This is a genomic window from Sphingomonas sp. FW306-1B-B10E, assembly GCF_058782005.1.
Genome location: NZ_JBYSXG010000007.1, coordinates 11,724 through 28,273, shown reverse-complemented (window position 1 = coordinate 28,273; position 16,550 = coordinate 11,724). Strand labels below are relative to the sequence as shown.

16 protein-coding genes and 1 tRNA gene are annotated in these 16,550 nt (G+C 67.7%); 13 read left to right on the top strand and 4 right to left on the bottom strand.

Annotated elements, in window-relative coordinates; all coding sequences use genetic code 11:
* Positions 1 to 32 precede the first annotated feature (32 nt).
* From trbL to AC3WJI_RS04295, 10 genes are all read left to right on the top strand, one after another.
* A complete protein-coding gene (trbL, locus tag AC3WJI_RS04340; RefSeq protein WP_492756020.1) occupies positions 33 to 1,331 on the top strand; it encodes a P-type conjugative transfer protein TrbL in 1,299 nt (432 codons plus the stop codon).
* Positions 1,331 to 2,137 (top strand): conjugal transfer protein TrbF, encoded by an 807-nt coding sequence (gene trbF / locus AC3WJI_RS04335; RefSeq protein WP_492756019.1) that lies wholly within the window; start codon positions 1,331 to 1,333, stop codon positions 2,135 to 2,137. The genes trbL and trbF overlap by 1 nt, the downstream gene beginning before the upstream one ends.
* On the top strand, positions 2,134 to 3,081 hold the full coding sequence (trbG, locus tag AC3WJI_RS04330) for a P-type conjugative transfer protein TrbG (RefSeq protein ID WP_492756018.1): 948 nt from the start codon (positions 2,134 to 2,136) through the stop codon (positions 3,079 to 3,081). The genes trbF and trbG overlap by 4 nt, the downstream gene beginning before the upstream one ends.
* Positions 3,078 to 4,301 carry a TraB/TrbI/VirB10 family type IV secretion system protein gene (locus AC3WJI_RS04325; protein ID WP_492756017.1) on the top strand — a complete coding sequence of 408 codons (1,224 nt, stop codon included), beginning with the start codon at positions 3,078 to 3,080 and terminating at the stop codon, positions 4,299 to 4,301. The genes trbG and AC3WJI_RS04325 overlap by 4 nt, the downstream gene beginning before the upstream one ends.
* 1 nt (position 4,302) lies before the next feature.
* On the top strand, positions 4,303 to 4,515 hold the full coding sequence (locus AC3WJI_RS04320) for a DUF2274 domain-containing protein (RefSeq protein ID WP_492756016.1): 213 nt from the start codon (positions 4,303 to 4,305) through the stop codon (positions 4,513 to 4,515).
* Entirely contained in the window at positions 4,512 to 4,712 is a 201-nt protein-coding gene (locus AC3WJI_RS04315; RefSeq protein ID WP_280279471.1) for a helix-turn-helix domain-containing protein, read from the top strand. The genes AC3WJI_RS04320 and AC3WJI_RS04315 overlap by 4 nt, the downstream gene beginning before the upstream one ends.
* A gap of 198 nt (positions 4,713 to 4,910) precedes the next feature.
* Positions 4,911 to 7,982, top strand: coding sequence for a CHAT domain-containing protein (locus AC3WJI_RS04310; RefSeq protein WP_492756015.1), 3,072 nt, complete (start codon positions 4,911 to 4,913; stop codon positions 7,980 to 7,982).
* Positions 7,975 to 8,742 (top strand): hypothetical protein, encoded by a 768-nt coding sequence (locus tag AC3WJI_RS04305; protein ID WP_492756014.1) that lies wholly within the window; start codon positions 7,975 to 7,977, stop codon positions 8,740 to 8,742. Before AC3WJI_RS04310 ends, AC3WJI_RS04305 begins: the two co-directional genes overlap by 8 nt.
* The gene (locus AC3WJI_RS04300; RefSeq protein ID WP_492756013.1) at positions 8,739 to 10,046 is read left to right on the top strand and encodes a hypothetical protein; all 1,308 of its coding nucleotides are present in this window, start codon (positions 8,739 to 8,741) and stop codon (positions 10,044 to 10,046) included. The genes AC3WJI_RS04305 and AC3WJI_RS04300 overlap by 4 nt, the downstream gene beginning before the upstream one ends.
* A complete protein-coding gene (locus AC3WJI_RS04295) occupies positions 10,043 to 10,459 on the top strand; it encodes an ASCH domain-containing protein (protein ID WP_492756012.1) in 417 nt (138 codons plus the stop codon). Before AC3WJI_RS04300 ends, AC3WJI_RS04295 begins: the two co-directional genes overlap by 4 nt.
* A gap of 5 nt (positions 10,460 to 10,464) precedes the next feature.
* On the opposite strand, the gene AC3WJI_RS04290 is transcribed toward AC3WJI_RS04295, so the two are convergent.
* The 4 genes from AC3WJI_RS04290 to AC3WJI_RS04275 form a co-directional block, all read right to left on the bottom strand.
* The gene (locus tag AC3WJI_RS04290) at positions 10,465 to 11,217 is read right to left on the bottom strand and encodes a hypothetical protein (protein WP_492756011.1); all 753 of its coding nucleotides are present in this window, start codon (positions 11,215 to 11,217) and stop codon (positions 10,465 to 10,467) included.
* The gene (locus tag AC3WJI_RS04285) at positions 11,207 to 11,485 is read right to left on the bottom strand and encodes a hypothetical protein (protein ID WP_492756010.1); all 279 of its coding nucleotides are present in this window, start codon (positions 11,483 to 11,485) and stop codon (positions 11,207 to 11,209) included. Before AC3WJI_RS04285 ends, AC3WJI_RS04290 begins: the two co-directional genes overlap by 11 nt.
* On the bottom strand, positions 11,482 to 12,942 hold the full coding sequence (locus tag AC3WJI_RS04280; protein WP_492756009.1) for a tyrosine-type recombinase/integrase: 1,461 nt from the start codon (positions 12,940 to 12,942) through the stop codon (positions 11,482 to 11,484). The genes AC3WJI_RS04285 and AC3WJI_RS04280 overlap by 4 nt, the downstream gene beginning before the upstream one ends.
* A tRNA-Leu gene (locus AC3WJI_RS04275) sits at positions 12,913 to 12,999 on the bottom strand. Before AC3WJI_RS04275 ends, AC3WJI_RS04280 begins: the two co-directional genes overlap by 30 nt.
* Positions 13,000 to 13,162: 163 nt before the next feature.
* Here AC3WJI_RS04275 and AC3WJI_RS04270 point away from each other — a divergent pair.
* From AC3WJI_RS04270 to AC3WJI_RS04260, 3 genes are all read left to right on the top strand, one after another.
* A complete protein-coding gene (locus AC3WJI_RS04270) occupies positions 13,163 to 14,095 on the top strand; it encodes a complex I NDUFA9 subunit family protein (RefSeq protein WP_492756008.1) in 933 nt (310 codons plus the stop codon).
* Positions 14,096 to 14,163: 68 nt separating this feature from the next.
* The gene (locus AC3WJI_RS04265) at positions 14,164 to 14,964 is read left to right on the top strand and encodes an undecaprenyl-diphosphate phosphatase (protein ID WP_492756007.1); all 801 of its coding nucleotides are present in this window, start codon (positions 14,164 to 14,166) and stop codon (positions 14,962 to 14,964) included.
* A gap of 122 nt (positions 14,965 to 15,086) precedes the next feature.
* Complete coding sequence (locus AC3WJI_RS04260) at positions 15,087 to 16,544, top strand: NAD(P)-dependent oxidoreductase (RefSeq protein ID WP_492756006.1); 1,458 nt, start codon at positions 15,087 to 15,089, stop codon at positions 16,542 to 16,544.
* The last annotated feature ends 6 nt before the right edge of the window (positions 16,545 to 16,550 follow it).

The window sequence follows — 16,550 nt, the reverse complement described above, 5'->3', positions numbered from 1 at the left end:
GCCCCGCGGCACCCAGATCCAAGGAAGAACCCGTGAACGACCTCAACGTGATCGACCGGTTCATGGCCGACTTCATCCGCTACATCGATAGCGGGTTCGGCCTGCTCGGGCCCGATGTCGGCTTCCTGACATCCGTGCTGATCGGCATCGACATCACGCTCGCCGGCCTGTTCTGGGCGATGGGCGGCGAGGACGACATGATCGGCCGCTTCCTCAAGAAGATCCTCTACATCGGCGTGTTCGCGCTGATCCTCAATCGCTTCTCCACGCTCGCCGACATCATCTTCCGCTCCTTCGCGCAGGCAGGGCTGACCGCCGGCGGGGGCACGCTCTCGGCCGACGACCTGCTCCGCCCGGGCCGTCTCGCGGGCACCGGATTCCAGGCCGCCTGGCCATTGCTCGACCAGGCCAGCGACCTGCTCGGCTTCACGACCTTCTTCGAGAACTTCATGACGATCATGGTGCTCCTGATCGCCTGGGTGATCGTGATCGTCGCCTTCTTCATCCTTGCCGTGCAGATGTTCGTCTGCATCCTCGAGTTCAAGCTGACGACGCTCGCCGGGTTCATCCTCGTGCCGTTCGCGCTGTGGAACCGCACCAGCTTTCTCGCCGAGCGCGTGCTTGGCAACGTCATCTCGTCGGGCATCAAGGTGATGGTGCTGGCGGTGATCGTCGGCATCGGCTCGGGCTTCTTCACCGAGTTCGCCTCGGCGCTTCAGGGCAAGGAGCCCGATATCGGCCAGGCGATGAGCTTGGTGCTCGCCAGCCTCGCATTGTTCGGTCTCGGCATCTTCGGGCCGGGCATCGCTTCCGGGCTCGTCTCCGGCGCGCCGCAACTCGGCGCCGGCTCGGCGGTCGCAACCACGGCGCTCGCGGCGGGCGGCTTCGCGGTCGCCGGCGGCGCAGGCATGGCTGCGGCGAAGGGGCTTGCCGGTGCCGGGCTCGGCGCGATCCGCGCCGGCACCTCGATGGGGTCGGCAGCCTCGACCGCGTACAAGCTCGGCCAGGAAACCTCCGGCTCGAAGTCGGTTGCAGCCGGCATGGGCGGTGTCGCGACCGCCGCCCGCGGCGCACTCGCGCAGCGCATGGGCGGAGGGCTCCGCGCGGCGGCTGCCGACGGCCAGCGTGCCGCCTGGAATGCCGGCACGACGGGCGCGCGGGCGAACCCCGGGGGAGCGCCGGCTCCTGCGGCTAACGCGATGCCGGGTTGGGCGCGCGACCTCCAGAACACGCAATCCCGCCGTCACCATCGCCAAGCGGCGATCCACGCCCTCCAGGGTTCGGATCGCGGCGGCGGCGGCGCGACCCCCGACATCAAGGAGAAGGACTGATGCGCTTCAAACGTGCCGTCCAGCGCTACGGGCGCACGGACGAACCCGAGACACCGTACCGTCGCGCGGGCCAGCTCTGGGACGAGCGGATCGGCTCTGCCCGGGCCCAGGCGAGCAACTGGCGGCTGATGGCATTCGGCGGGCTGGCGCTCACCACTGGCCTGTCGGGCGCGCTGGTCTGGCAGTCGATGCAGAGCCGCGTCGTCCCCTATGTCGTCGCGGTCGACAGCCTCGGCCAGGCACAGGCAGTGTCCCCCGCCGCCGCCGAATACCGGCCGACCGACCCCCAACTCGCCTGGTTCCTGGCGCGCTTCGTCACCGACATCCGGGGCCGGTCGCTGGATGCGGTGCTGATGCGGGAGAACTGGCTCCAAGCATATGACTTCGCCTCGAAGCGCGGCGCCATCTTCCTCGGCGAATATGCCCGCTCGGCGAACCCGTTCGCGGATGTCGGCGACAAGACCGTATCGGTCCAGGTGACCAGCGTGGTCCGCGCATCCGCGACGAGCTTCCAGGTGAAATGGGCCGAGCGCGCCTATGACCGCGGGAGCCTTGCGGGCACGTCGCGCTGGACCGCGATCGTCACGGTCCTGCTCAAGCCGCCGCGCGATGCTGAGACGCTGCGCAGGAACCCGCTCGGCCTTTATGTCGATGCGATCGACTGGAGCCGCGAGCTCGAGACGCCTGCCGACCATGCGTCGGGCACGGCGCCGACGCCCGTGCCGGATCCCGGCGTGCCCAGCGGATCGCCGCTCGATCCCCGCCTCGGCCAGCCCTCCCAAGCCCAACCGGAGAACCGCCCATGAACCGCATCCTACTTGCGGCGAGCGCGCTCGTCGCTGTGCCCGCTTTCGCGCAAATCTCGCCGCCCCAGCCGCCTCAGGCCGCCACGGCGAGTCCCAGCTCACCACCGGTCGCGACTACCATCGCTCCCCCGTCGGTAGTGCCTCCCGTGGTGCCCCGTCGCCACAAGCCGTCGCCGGCCGAGCTTCGGGTTCGCACGGCGAATGCGAAAGCGACCCAAGAGCCTGCGGCCCCGGCCTTCGTCAACGCCGTGCAGGTCTACCCCTATGGCGAGGGCGTCCTGTATCGACTGTTCGCCGCGCCCGAGCGGGTCAGCGACATCGCCCTGCAGCCCGGAGAGGCGATCGTCTCGGTGGCGGCGGGCGACACGGCGCGCTGGACCGTCGGCGACACGACCAGCGGTTCCGGCGAGAGCAGGCGCGTCCATATCCTCGTGAAGCCGTTCGCCGCCGGGCTCTCGACCAACCTCGTCATCACGACCGATCGGCGCGCCTATCATCTGCAGCTCGACAGCACGCCGGCCACCGCCATGGCCGCCTTGTCCTGGACCTATCCGCGGGACGAGATGATCGCGATCCGCAGCCAGCAGGCGTCGGCGGAAGCGGCAAGGCCGGTCGCTTCGGGCCTCGCTGTCGAGCAGCTGAACTTCGGCTATGCGGTGACCGGCGACAGGCCTGCCTGGCGGCCGCTGCGCGCGTTCGACGACGGGCGGCAGACGTTCGTCGAATTCCCGGCGAGCGTCGGCGTCGGCGAGGCGCCGCCGCTGTTCGTCATCGGCGACCAGGGTGACGCCCAGCTCGTCAACTACCGCATGGCTGGCCACTTCTATGTGGTCGACCGACTGTTCGATGCCGCCGAGCTTCGCCTTGGGACGAAGAAGCAGGCGGTGGTGCGCATCAGCCGGACCGGCGCCGACCGGGGCCGGCGGCAGCGGAGGACGTCATGAGCGAGACCGTCCCCGCTGCGGCGGCCTCGCCCAAGCTCGATCCCGCGACCCTCGTGCTGCGCGGTCGGCCGAGCCGGATCATCCGCTTCCGACGCGGCGCGATCATCGCGATCGCGGCGCTCGGGTCGACCGCGATCGTCGGGGTCACCTGGGTCGCGCTCAAGCCCGCGACCTTCCGGATCGTCGCCGGTGCCGAGGACCAGAAGGACATCACCAACCATGCGCCCGACGACGCACTGGCCGGCGCGCCGAAAAGCTATGGTGACGTGCCCAGGCTCGGGCCGCCGCTCCCCGGCGACCTCGGGCGCCCGATCCTGCGCCGGCGGGAGGCGCTTGGCGGATTGCCGCCTGCGGACTCCTCAGACCAGGCCGCGCAGGCCGCCGAAGCCGAGAGACAACGGCTTCTCGCCGAGCGCAAGGCGGCCCGCGAATCCGGAATCATGATGCAGCTCGGCGCCACCGAGCATGCGGTGAATGCGGCTGCGCCCGCCTCTGCGCCGGCCGCCGCTCCGGTGCGGGAGGTGCCGTCGGGGACGATCGCGGCCGATCCGGCGCGGGATCCAGGCAACCAGCAGCGCAAGGCGGATTTCCTCGCCGGGAAGGACGAGACCGGCGATATCAACCCGCACGCGCTGGTGGCGCCCGTATCGCCCTACACGCTGAGCGCCGGCAGCATCATCGCCGCCAGCCTGATCACCGGTCTGAATTCTGACCTGCCCGGACTCGTCACCGCGCAGGTCACCGAGAATGCCTATGACAGCGCCACCGGCCATATCCTGCTGGTTCCGCAGGGTGCAAGGCTGATCGGCAGCTACGACAGCGTCGTGGCCTATGGGCAGAGCCGGGCGCTGGTCGTCTGGCAGCGCATCGTCTTCCCAAACGGCAGCTCGATCCGGATCGAAAACGTGCCCGCGACCGATATGTCGGGCTATGCCGGCCTTGCTGACAAGGTCGATGCCCACACCTGGCAGTTGCTCAAGGGCGTGGCGCTCTCCACGCTGCTCGGTGTCGGCACCGAGCTGAGCCTCGGCGACAGCGAAAGCGATCTCGTCCGCGCGATCCGCGAATCCGCACAGCAGGGCACCTCGCGCGCCGGCGACCAGATCGTCACCAAGAACCTCAACGTCCCGCCGACCATCAAGGTGCGACCCGGCTGGCCCCTTCGCGTCGTGGTGCACAAGGACATCGTCCTCGCGCCATGGCCGGACCAGGAGCAATAAGATGCCTGACCTCAAGCTCGCGCAACTTCCCGACCGTACACCGGTCAAGCTCGGCATTTCGGTAATGCCGGACCTGCACCAGGCGCTCAGCGACTATGCCGCGCTCTACGCCCAGGCCTATGGCCGGGAGGAGCCGGTCGCGGACCTCATCCCGGCGATGCTCTCCGCGTTTCTCGAGAGCGATCGCGCCTTCAGCAAGGGGAGGTCGAAATGAGCCGGCATGCTCTGGAGCCCAATGAAGCAACGCTGGAGCCGATCAGCGTGCGGATTTCCACCGCCGTCAGGATCACCGGCATCTGTCGCTCCACGATCTACGAGCTCATCGGCGACGGGACGATAGAGACCGTGAAGATCGGGCGATCGACCTTCATCCTCTATCCCAGCCTGAAGCGGCTGTTCGAGCGGAGCTGACATTATTCGCGGTACCCAGGTTGAGCATGCCAGCACACTTGCGCGGACGTCTGAAACGGGCCCGAAGCGGATTGTCTGGCTTTGGCGCGAAAAGTGACAGAGCTGACGTTCGCCACGCGCTCATAGCTACTCTTCGTGGCGTTCGGGGGCTGCGGCGCGAAAGCGGACACAGCCCTCGAAAGCGTCTAACAAGTGGCGATGGATGACGATGCCACCATATTAACCTGGCGGGAGGATACGGGCTGGGATGCTCGGCGCGGCAATGCCATAAACATCGTTAAGGTCGATTCCGCGACTTGGACAGCGCTCCCGGACACCCTTACGCCGAGCGCCGAGAAGGCCTATCGCGCATTCGGGCAGCGGCCGGACTACCTGCAATGGTGGGCGAGCGCCTGCGGCGGGACGGCGCCGGGCATTCGGCGCTTCGCGATGTCGACCCCTGCGGATCATTGGGAACGCCCTTGGGAAGCCACGATCGCGGCACTCGAGCAACCGCGATGGAGCTCCGTCTCAATCGTCCGTATCGAGAAGGGTCCGCCGGTGCAGTCTCCCCAGGACATGGACGTCCCGCTGCGCGTCATGGTGCTCCAGGGAAGCGAAACGGGCGAAGGCCTCGACCGCCTCGACCTCGCCGCCGAACTCCAGGGGCTGCTCGACGCGCGCGATAGCCTGGACGAAGCGACGCGATCCCGCGTCCCGCCAATAGCTTCGCGCCAGGTCGGCAAGGCGGACCTCGTCGCTGAGCTGATTGCCACGAAGCCCTCCCTGCTCTGGCTGAGCGGACACGCCACCAACGCCCCGCCGGGTTTCCTCATGGCCGACGGCTCGTGGCTGACCCCCGCCGATCTCGCCGCGGCGATCAGGGAGTCGTCGGAGACGAACCATTCGGTGCCGCTTTACGTCGTCCTCTGGGCGTGTAGGACGGCCGCCGGCGAACGCTATGCAGCACCCGGCGCCGCACCTCCATTCATCGCGGCGCTCGCCGACGTTGGCGTCGCCGGCATGCTGGCGACGCTTGCCCCGCTCGCCGACGACGTGGCTATCGATCTCGCCGCAGCGATCCTGGCCGGCGTCGTCGCGGGGCGCCCGCTCGACCACGCGGTCGCGCGCGGCAGAGCCAAGCTCATGGACGAGCAGGTCGACACAGGCACGAGGAATGACTGGGCATGTCCGGTGGTCTGGTGCACCGCGCTCCCGGTAGGCCAGACCAATTGGTCAGCTGCCGCCGATGACGCGCAGCGGCAGCAGCTGGCCCGGCGTCTCCTCGCGCCAAGCGAGGCGCCCGGAGAACTCGACGACGCAGGGCGCGCCCAAGCCGGACTATGGTCGGAGCAACTTAGAACCTGGGTGATCGAACGGCAGCCGGGCTCGTTCCAAGTTCGCGCCGCATGGTTGGGCAGAGTCATGGAGCTGCAGCAGACCGGTGTGCGGACAGTCCTCGTGCTGGACTTCGCCAACGGGTCGGCGCGCAACGTGCTTCGCGACTGGGCTGAGCGGGCGATGCGGGTGACGGACGGCTTCGACGACCCGAGCCGCGCGTTCAGGGGGATGCTGGAGACGCTGCGGACCGATCCCGAGGCGGGCTGGCCGCTGCTGTGCGGACAGGACAATTTCACGCTGGCGCTGATCGAGCCGCCGGAGCAGGACGACTGGCTGTTGCCGCTGCTAAAGAATGCACCCGCGCGCGCAGTGGTGCTGGCCGGGTCGTTCCCGGCCGCTGCTGCCGAAGACGGCTGGAGGCCCGATACGTTGCAGGTCGCGAATGCAGTGGACGGCGTGGCGCCACACGACCTGCCGATGGCCGCGGCGCTGGCCGTGCTCGCCCTCCCGGCCGTCGCGCAGGACCTCATGGCGCTCGACGCCGGCCAGTTCGCCAAGCTGCGGGAGCTCGGTTACGTCATCGAGACGCGCGCGGGCTGCGTGATGCCGCTGTCGCGCGCCGCGGAGACGCTCGCGAAGGTCGGCAAGGACGAGCTCGCCGCCGCGCACCGGCTGGCCTTCAGCGCATTGGACGGTCCCGCCGCCAGGGCCAGGATCGCCAACTCGGCCAGCGAGCCGCTCCGCCGGGCGCGCTTCCGCCATGCGTTGGAGTCGGGAGACCTCGCCGTCCGCTCCGTCGCCGCGCAGGAACTCATGGGCCTGTATCGTGCCGAACGCCGACCCGGCGCGCTGCTCGACGTGTTCGACCGGACGGACTTCAGGACGATCGACGAGACCTGGAAGATCGCGGCGGGTTGGGCCCGCATATCCACCGGGGCGCCGGACGAGGCGCGCGACATCCTCGAGGACGCGCACGACGACGAACTCGATCCAGTCGACCGCGCAACCAAGATGAGCCTGATGGCGGAAGTCGAGAAGTCCTCTGGGCAAGCGGGGTCGATCGGCCGCGCGACAGCGCACCTCAAGGAAGCGGTCGCCTCCCTCGCCGACGGGGATGACGAGCGGGCGGAGCGGGAGCGCCTCCGGATCGAGCACGACCAAGCCCGACTCGTCCAGTTCTTCGGGGAAGGAGCCGCCGCGGCCGCCCCGCTCTACGAGGAAATCGCGCGGAGCTGGGAGACCATCGCCGACAGCGGCCTCGACCAGGCGATCACGCTCCGGAACCTCGCCGAGGCGGAGATGGCCATCGGCGAGCAATCTGACGCCGACAAGCACTTCGCCGCTGCGGCGGACGTCATCGCGAAGGCGCGCGACCGGCTGCCTCCGCACACCGGTCATCCCGTCGCGCCGGAGATCGAGTATCTAGCCGGGCGCCTAGCCATCCGCACCGGCGACGAGGCGGGGGCAACCCGCGCGTTCGAGCGCGCGAGGTCGGTCGGACTCGCGACGGGCAACCTCATGCAGGTCGCGATCGTCGAGGCGCGGCTCTTCTGGCGGACCGTCGCCGCCCAGCCGCCCAAAAGCTACAACGACGGTGACTGGGCCGCACGCGCGCAGGCGCTGGCTCCCTTCCGTCGGCACGCCTGGGCAGCTCGGGTTATGATCGACGGCTACCTACGGTCCGCGCGAAGACTGCTCGAGAACGGCGTGAAACGCGCCGCGCAGTTCGCGCTGGTGGAGGCGCGCGAGCTCCTCGACGAGAACCCCGGATTTCAGCACAAGTCGGATCGGGACCGCACTGCGGCGACCGCCGCGGGGCTGGAGATCACCGGGGCCGACGAGGAAGCATGGGCGAAGCTGGCGGCCGCACACGACTGGGTCGAGGAGTGGAAGGCGGAGAAACGCGTCGAGAGCGCGAACGAGGCATGGGAGGTCACGGCCAATGGGTAACTCGGGGTCCGGCGCCGGCGGTGGCGGTGGTGGAGGCGGCGGAGGAGGAGGGGGTGGCTTCGGCGGTGGCGGCGGCGGATCGGGGTCGGTCACTCTACGGGGCGGTGCTCTCACGTCGACCGATCCGGGTCGGGCGAACGCGTTCGCCGCGATCACGAAGATCTACTCGCGGCTGTCACCCGACTATCTCTCGTTCCTCTTCAGAGATCCCGGCGTCGCGAGCGCCTACGAGGCGCTGTTCAACCTCCACGTCGCGCTCGTCGCGGACAAGAGCTGGGATACCGTCCAAGCCAAGTATGGCGTCGATCCGGGACCGGGCTGCCTGCCCAGGCTCGCGACTGCCCTTACGGACGATGCGGCCGTGACTCCGTCGCTTCAGGCTCCCCTCAAGGCCGCAGTGCTCGACTTCCTGTTGCGCGCCGTGGGCGACGACTTCGCGGTCCGCAACCGCGGCGACGCGTCCCAGGTGATCGCCGCGGCGGACGAACAGGTCTTTGCCCGCACCGCCAATCACTTCCTGGGGTCGTTCCTCGCGGAGAACATCCGCCTCGAGGGGAAGAACCTCGGGAAGGAGGCCCGGGCGCTCCTCGACGACTATGCGAGTTCGCAGGCCGACACGATCGTCGACGCCTTCGCCGCGAAGTTCCGGCACACCGCCTGGCGCGACGTCAACCAGGTTAGCTATCCGCACCTCATCCGGGTCATGGGCGGCGAGGTAGACTGGACCGTCAAGCGGCTGCGCAAGAAGGTGAACCCATGAGCGCGCTCACCTGCACCGTTCGTGGCGTTCGGCAGCACCTCCCGCTCCGCTCCGCGAAGTTCGAGATGGAGGCGGAACGGCCCGTGTGGACGGTCAAGGGCGCAATGGGGCCGCATGCCCTGTCGCCCCGCGCCCGCGACCTCCTGGACATCGCCGGCGCGATCTACCGCGTGGAGTCGCAGATCCGGCGCCGAACGACCGACCCAGCCGTGGCGTGGGAGATCGAGGCGCCCGTCCGCGACGCGGAGTTCTGGAGGACGACGGGCGGGGCGCCCCTCGCCGCCACACTCGGCTTCCTCAACCGGGCGCGCTGGACATTCACGTTCGTCGACCGGCCCGATGCGGTGGACTTCAAGGCCCCGGCAATCGACGAGCGGGAGGTCGACCAGGTCACGCTGTTCTCAGGCGGCATGGACAGCCTCTGCGGGGCGGGGTCGGACGCCCATGCGCGGGATCGCATCGCGCTCGTGTCCTTCTACCACGGCCAGTCGGCACTGCAGGCCCGCCTCGCCGACGAACTCGGCCACGGCCCGCCAACGCAGTGGCGCCTGACGGGGCAGCGCGGACGTGAGGGAATGAACTTCATCCGCTCCTTTATGTTCCTCACGCTCGGCGCTATTACCGCGCACACCTACGGCGCACTGCGCATCCTCCAATACGAGAATGGCGTGCTCGCGACCGCGGTCCCGCAGTCCGGCAACTTCATTCCCACCCGCCACGCCCACCCCGAGACGCATCGGCGGATGACGGACCTGCTACGGGCGGTGTTCGGAATCGATTTCTCGATCGAGAACCCGTTCCTCGACATGACGAAGCGCCAGGTCGGAGAAAAGCTGACCGGAGCCGTCGGCCAGGCCAAGTCGGACGAGCTGCACCGTCAGACCGAGACCTGCTGGTATCTCTTCCAGCCCGCGGTGCGCGGGCACAAGAAGGAGAACGGGCAGCCCTGCGGCGTCTGCACGCCGTGCATCGTGCGACTGACCGCGCGCCCCGCCGAACTGGCACCTGATGCGGGGGCCGGCTGGAAAGGATATGCATTCGACCTCCGTAAGCCCCAATACGCCGATGATCCGCTCGTCGGCACGAGCTTCCGCGCCTATCTGGAACTGGTGGACATCGCCCTTTCCGAACCAGACGACGCGACGATGATCGAGCAGCTCGCCCCGGAGGCGCGCGCCCTGATCGACGAGGACAGGGGCCCGTCGACAGCCCTCGTCGCGAGCCTGCTGAGACGGTTCGCGGAGGAGTTCTGCGAAACGTTCGGGATCAAGACGACGGGCAACGGAGGCCGAGGCGGAAGATGAGCGGAACGGATCTCGCCCTCAGCATACGCCAGCCGTGGGCCGAGCTGATCCTCGCGGGGCGCAAGACGCTCGAACTGCGCACCTGGATCACCGACTATCGCGGGCCGCTGTGGCTACATACCGGCAAGGCCGAGGATCCGGAACTCGACCGACTGTTCGGCCTATCGGACCTGCCGAGGGGCGCGTTCGTGGGACGCTTCGACCTGACGGACGTGGCACCGCTCGATGCGGGTCGCTGGGAACGGTGGCGCAACCAGCACTGCGATCCCGGGCCCTACATCCCCGGGTCGTTCGCCTGGGTGATCGAGCGAGCCGAACGCCTGCCCGAGCCGGTCCCGGCCCGGGGCAAGCTCAAGATTTACGAGATCGACGACGACGTGGCACGCACGCTCCGAGTCGCACTATCGGCCTGAACCAGCTAGACGACGACGAGGACGTGCTCCTCGTCGACATCGTGGACGTCAACGTCCTGCGCACCGGGCGCGATGGCATTGCGATAGGCGATCTTCGAGCCGCCGAGGATCCGGCGCTGAAGAAACGCCAGCTTGAAGAGCGGCGTGATCGGCCCCTGCCCGACGATGTTGATGCCGACGCCCTGCGAACTCAGTTGCGACGCGCCGACGTTGAGGTCGGCCACGAGCTGGGCGTTGACCGGCGCGTCGGCATCGACCTCGAAGTCCATGCTCGCCCCCGACTGGCTCGACAGGATAACCGTCGCCCTGTCGGCAACACTGATCTGCACCACGACCGCGTAGGCCGGGTCCCAGTTTCCCTCGTCCATCCGCTCCCTGAGCGCGCGGCCGAGCACCTCGAGGCTGGCGATCTCCGTGATCCGGACCGACGGGGCCGCGAACACGACGCCCTCGGCGGAGTCGAACTTGAGCTGGAGGACGGCCTTGCCCTTCGCCACCTTCGCCACCTTCGCCCCGGCGGAAACGCCAGCGCCCATCGTGCGGCTCGACTTGATCATGATGTCGTAGTTCGAGCGCGAGGCGCTCTCCCGGCTACCGAGCGCCTCGATCTCCTCCGGATCGAGCGAACCCATGAACTGGAACATCGCGCCCTGCACCCGGCCGAAGTCACCAATCTTCCGCGGCGCGTCGGGTGGCCAGTTCGCGAACAGCGAGGTCTCACGGCGGATGCTCTCGCAATACTGCTGATCAGAAGTCATCGATACTCGCTCCCTGTTCGGTAGATTCGCCGAGCGCACCCTTACCATCCCAGCCGGCGTAAAGATCATCGAAGGTTCGGCGGGGCCATTTGCTGCGCTCCTTGCGGCCTCCGATTTTTGGACGAAGCTGCCTAACACGCTGCAGACGCTTTTCCTGTGTGACAATCAAAGGGCAGCTTTTGGGGATTCTGGGCGGATGGTCCAACGATAAGAATTGAGGCGCAAAGCCACCGCCGGCTCGCACCGACGGCGACGTCTCTTTGCTCATCGCGATGATCGCCTTGATCGACCGCCAAAATCGACCGTGACCACTTTGCTGTCATCGGCAAATGTACCGTTGTCGTCGCCACCCCGAAGCTGGTCGAGATAGTCTGACCAATGCTGCATCATGCGCACGCGCTCCTCCCAATACTGGCCGCGCGCATAGGCGCGTCGCACGCCGTTATTCTCCATGTGGGCGAGCTGCCGTTCGATCGCGTCGGGGTTCCACAGTCCCATCTCGTTGAGCAGCGTCGCCGCCATCGCCCGGAAGCCATGCGCAGTCATCTCGCTGCCGCTGTAACCCATCCGCCGGAGTGCGAAGGTGACGGTGTTCTCCGACATGGGGCGCTTCCAGGTATGAGAGGCCGGGAAGACATAGGGGCTGTGGCCGGTCAGCGGACGTATCTCGTCGAGCAGGTCGAGCACCTGCCGCGACAGCGGCACCTGATGCGGCCAGCGCATCTTCATCTTCTCCGCAGGGATCGACCACACCGCGCGCTCCAGGTCGAACTCGCTCCATTCGGCCCGGCGCAACTCCCCGGGGCGCACGAAGACGTGCGGCGTCATCCGCAGCGCGAGCTTGGTGATCGCGTACCCAGGGCAATCGTCGATGTCGCGAAGGAGCTTACCCACTTCCTTCGGCCGCGTGATCGCGGCGAAGTGCTTGGTCTTGGGAACGATGATCGCACCGCGTAGGTCGCGGGCGACATCAACCTTCGCTCGCCCCGTGGCGATGCCGTAGCGAAACACACGGCTGATGACGCTGCGCATCCGTCGCGCGCTCTCATAGCGGCCGGTAGCCTCGATCTTGCGCAGCACAGCCAGCACTTCCTGCACCTCGATCTCGTGGAGCGGGAGATGGCCGAGAAACGGATAGACCTTCTCCAGCAGCCAGCGCACCTTGCTGAGCGTCACCTCGGCCCGCTCCTCGCGGGTGATCTTGACGAACCACTCCTCGGCGACGCCCTTGAAGGTGATGTTCTCGTCGATCTGAGCGCGGAGCTTCCTACGCTGCTTTTCGACAAAGGGATCGACGCCGTCGGCCACCATCTTTCGCGCGGAATCGCGCTTGTCGCGCGCCTCGGCGAGACTGACTTCCGGCCAGACGCCGAGGGCGAGCGCCCGTTGCTTGCCAAGGAATCGGTAGCTCAGGCGCCAGTATTTGGCGCCGTTGGGCATCACCAAGAGGTAGAGGGATCGACCGTCGCCGAGCTTGTAGGCCTTGGCCCGGGGCTGGGCGTTCCTGATCGCGAGTGCGGTAAGAGCCATGTTGGTATCTCCGTCCGAAAACGGGTGGATCCCGGGCCGAAATAGACCAACAAAAGCGTTGGTATGTCGGCGGACCCGCCCAAATCTCGTCGGAAAGATATTTGGAAAAAGGCTTTTAACCCAGCCACTTACGCGACGCTGATGGACGTCAATGGACCGGGAAAATGGTGCCCAGAAGAGGACTCGAACCTCCACGCCCTTGCGAGCGCCAGCACCTGAAGCTGGTGCGTCTACCAATTCCGCCATCTGGGCACGGGGTAGGCGGCGCGCTCTATTGAAGGGTCGCTCGGCTGTCAACAGCGCGTCGACATCCGATCCATATCGCGTGCAAAGCCCACTCCATCGCCCGCGCCGCTTGCCGTTTGCGTGGTCACGCGGCATGGGGTGCGGCTCGCACTAGGCGCAAGAGGCAGGCATGAAAGACAGGCTGGTAACGCTGATTGGCGGCGGGGGATTTGTCGGGCGCTATGTAGCGCAGGAGCTGTATCGCGCCGGCGCCCGCGTGCGAATCGCGCAGAAACGGCCGCGCGACGCGTGGTTCCTCAAGACCCAGGGCGGCCTGGGCCAGACCCAGTTCGTCGCGGCCGACGTGACCCGTAGCGATTCGGTCGCCCGCGCGATCGAGGGATCGGACCTGGTGGTCAACCTAGCCGGCACCTTCGGCAGCGCGATGCAGAAGATCCATGTCGACGGGGCGCGCAACGTTGCCAAGGCGGCACGGCAAAGCGGCGCGGCGGCGCTCGTCCACCTCTCCGCCCTCGGCGCCGATGCCGATTCGCCGGCCGCTTATGGCCGCTCCAAGGCGCAGGGAGAGGCCGCGGTGCGCGACGCCTTCCCCGATGCGACGATCCTGCGCCCCGCCGTGCTGTTCGGCCGCGAGGACGCTTTCGTGAACCGCTTCGCCGCGATGATCGCCGCCGCGCCTTTGGTGCCGGTGCTGCGCGCCGAGGCCCGCTTCCAGCCTGCCTATGTCACCGACGTCGCCGCCGCCGCAGTCAAAGCGCTGGCGGATCCCGCGCGCCATGGCAGCCGCACCTATGAGCTCGGCGGCCCCGACGTGCTGACGATGCGCGCGCTCTATCGCTGGATCGCCGGCGCCGTCGGCCGCGACGCGCACTTCGCCGAACTGCCCGACGCGATCGGCAGCCTCGTCGCGATGTTCGGCATGCTCCCCGGCGCGCCGATCACCGGTGACCAATGGCGGATGCTCCAGCAGGACAATGTCGTCTCGGCCGGTGCCGAGGGCTTCGCGCAGTTCGGGATCGCCCCCACACCGCTCGCCACCGTGGCGCCCACCTGGTTGGTGCGCTTCCGGCGCCATGGCCGGTTCGGCGGCGCCACGGCCTGACGCGACCAGCATGACCCGGCGCGCCGGCCCCGCGCCGGCGACTGCCTGACCGAGAGGCCTTCCCGCTAATGACCGAATATCTCGTCGCGATCCTGCTCGGCATCGTCGAGGGCGTGACCGAATTCCTTCCCGTCTCGTCGACCGGGCATCTGATTCTGGCGAGCGAGCTTATGGGCTATGACGCCGCGCAATGGGCGGTGTTCAACATCGCGATCCAGCCCGGCGCGATCCTGGCGATCGTCGTGCTCTATTGGCGGACCTTTCTCGCGGTGTTCCAAGGGCTGCTCAAATGGGAACCCGGCGCCGTCGCGTTCGTGCGCAACCTGCTGATCGCCTTCTTCCCCGCGGTGATCCTGGGCCTCGCCTTTGGCGACCAGATCGACACGCTGCTCGAGAATGCGGTCGTCGTCGCCTGGGCACTGATCGCCGGCGGGGTCGCAATCCTGATCATCGAGCGGCTCGCCAAGACCGAGAATGTGCTCGGCATTTCGGGAGTGTCGACGGCGCAATCGGTCAAGATCGGCCTGGTCCAGTGCATCGCGATGATCCCGGGCGTCAGCCGCTCGGGCGCGACGATCATGGGGGCGATGGCGCTGGGGGTCGATCGCCGCACCGCCGCCGATTTCAGCTTCTTCCTCGCACTGCCGACCCTGACCGGCGCCACCGCGCTCCAGCTCTACAAGCATCGGGACGCGATCACCGCGGATGGACTGGGGCTGATTGCAGTGGGTTTTGTCGTGTCGTTCGTCGTCGCGCTGGCCGTGGTGAAGGCGTTCCTCGCCATCGTGACAAAGCACGGGTTTGCGCCTTTCGCCTGGTATCGAATCTTTGCCGGGGCTGCTGCCTTAGTCTGGCTAAATCTCCGATAAGTCCGTTTCGGCCTTATTTGGTTATAATTTTATTGCGCCAGGCCTATTTTCGGAGCCCGAATTGACAAGTAGGTAAGCAAAGCTGCCTTTTATTGCGCAAGCCCTTGGATTACGGGGCTGGCATGGCTGAAGAACCAATGCTCAAATTCGTCGCGCGCGGGCAGAAGTACCCGGCCAAGCGCGAGGCCGAACTCCGCGCGGAGGATTTTCGCGAGATTGCGGACCGTTATGCCGTGCCCGATGCCGAGGCGCAGGCCGGGCGCTGCTCGCAATGCGGCGTGCCCTATTGCTCGGTGCATTGCCCGCTGCACAACCATATCCCCGACTGGCTGCGGCTCACCGCCGAGGGCCGACTGCGCGAGGCGTACGAGCTCTCCAACGCAACCTCGACCATGCCCGAGATTTGCGGCCGGATCTGCCCGCAGGACCGGCTGTGCGAAGGCAATTGCGTGATCGAATTCTCGGGCCATGGCGCAGTGACGATCGGTTCGGTCGAGAAGTTCATCACTGACAAGGCGTGGGACGAAGGCTGGGTCGAGCCGGTGCGCGTCGGCCCGGACCGCGGCCAGTCGGTCGGCGTGATCGGCGCGGGGCCGGCGGGGCTCAGCGCGGCCGAATATCTGCGCGAGATGGGCTATGACGTCCATGTCTATGACCGGCACGACCGCGCCGGCGGGCTGCTGACCTATGGCATCCCCGGCTTCAAGCTCGAGAAGCAAGTGGTGATGCGGCGCGTCGCCCGGCTGGAGGAGGCCGGCATCGTCTTCCACACTAGCTTCGAGATCGGCCGCGACGCGCGCCTCGACGAACTGCGCGCGAAGCACGACACGATCCTGATCGCCACCGGCGTGTACAAGGCGCGCGGGATCAAGGCACCGGGCGTCGGCGCCGCGGGCGTGGTCGAGGCGCTCGATTATCTGACCGCGTCGAACCGCAAGAGCTTCGGCGACACCGTGCCCGCGTTCGACGACGGCAGCCTCAATGCCGACGGCAAGAACGTCGTGGTGATCGGCGGCGGCGACACTGCGATGGACTGCGTGCGCACCGCGATCCGCCAGGGCGCGGCGTCGGTGAAGTGCCTCTATCGCCGCGACCGCGCCAACATGCCGGGATCGCAGCGCGAAGTCGCCAATGCCGAGGAAGAGGGGGTCGACTTCGTCTGGCTCTCCGGCCCCGAGGCGTTCGACAGCGAAGGCGAAGGCGGCGGCACGGTGACCGGAGTGCGCGCATCGAAGATGCGGCTCGGCGCGCCCGACGCTACGGGCCGGCGCGCGCCCGAAGTCGATCCCGGCGGCGCGTTCCAGCTGCCGGCCGATCTGGTGATCAAGGCATTGGGCTTTGAGGCCGAGGACCTGCCCAAATTGTTCGGCGCCGAGGGCCTGGGGGTCACGCGCTGGGGCACGCTGCGCACCGACGGCAAGTCGATGATGACCAGCCTCGACGGCGTGTTCGCGGCGGGCGACATCGTCCGTGGCGCGAGCCTGGTGGTCTGGGCGATCCGCGACGGCCGCGACGTGGCGGCGCACATGCATGCGTGGATGAAGACGCGGGCCAAAGCCGGCGAGAAGGTCGCGGCGTGAAGCGCC

Coding starts and splice junctions, on each gene's coding strand:
- AC3WJI_RS04270 (WP_492756008.1), top strand. CDS start 13,163: ATGAAAGACAGGCTGGTAACGCTGATTGGCGGCGGGGGATTTGTCGGG.
- trbF (WP_492756019.1), top strand. CDS start 1,331: ATGCGCTTCAAACGTGCCGTCCAGCGCTACGGGCGCACGGACGAACCC.
- AC3WJI_RS04315 (WP_280279471.1), top strand. CDS start 4,512: ATGAGCCGGCATGCTCTGGAGCCCAATGAAGCAACGCTGGAGCCGATC.
- AC3WJI_RS04300 (WP_492756013.1), top strand. CDS start 8,739: ATGAGCGCGCTCACCTGCACCGTTCGTGGCGTTCGGCAGCACCTCCCG.
- AC3WJI_RS04325 (WP_492756017.1), top strand. CDS start 3,078: ATGAGCGAGACCGTCCCCGCTGCGGCGGCCTCGCCCAAGCTCGATCCC.
- trbG (WP_492756018.1), top strand. CDS start 2,134: ATGAACCGCATCCTACTTGCGGCGAGCGCGCTCGTCGCTGTGCCCGCT.
- AC3WJI_RS04285 (WP_492756010.1), bottom strand. CDS start 11,485: ATGAGCAAAGAGACGTCGCCGTCGGTGCGAGCCGGCGGTGGCTTTGCG.
- AC3WJI_RS04260 (WP_492756006.1), top strand. CDS start 15,087: ATGGCTGAAGAACCAATGCTCAAATTCGTCGCGCGCGGGCAGAAGTAC.
- AC3WJI_RS04320 (WP_492756016.1), top strand. CDS start 4,303: ATGCCTGACCTCAAGCTCGCGCAACTTCCCGACCGTACACCGGTCAAG.
- AC3WJI_RS04305 (WP_492756014.1), top strand. CDS start 7,975: ATGGGTAACTCGGGGTCCGGCGCCGGCGGTGGCGGTGGTGGAGGCGGC.
- AC3WJI_RS04265 (WP_492756007.1), top strand. CDS start 14,164: ATGACCGAATATCTCGTCGCGATCCTGCTCGGCATCGTCGAGGGCGTG.
- AC3WJI_RS04310 (WP_492756015.1), top strand. CDS start 4,911: ATGGATGACGATGCCACCATATTAACCTGGCGGGAGGATACGGGCTGG.
- AC3WJI_RS04290 (WP_492756011.1), bottom strand. CDS start 11,217: ATGACTTCTGATCAGCAGTATTGCGAGAGCATCCGCCGTGAGACCTCG.
- AC3WJI_RS04295 (WP_492756012.1), top strand. CDS start 10,043: ATGAGCGGAACGGATCTCGCCCTCAGCATACGCCAGCCGTGGGCCGAG.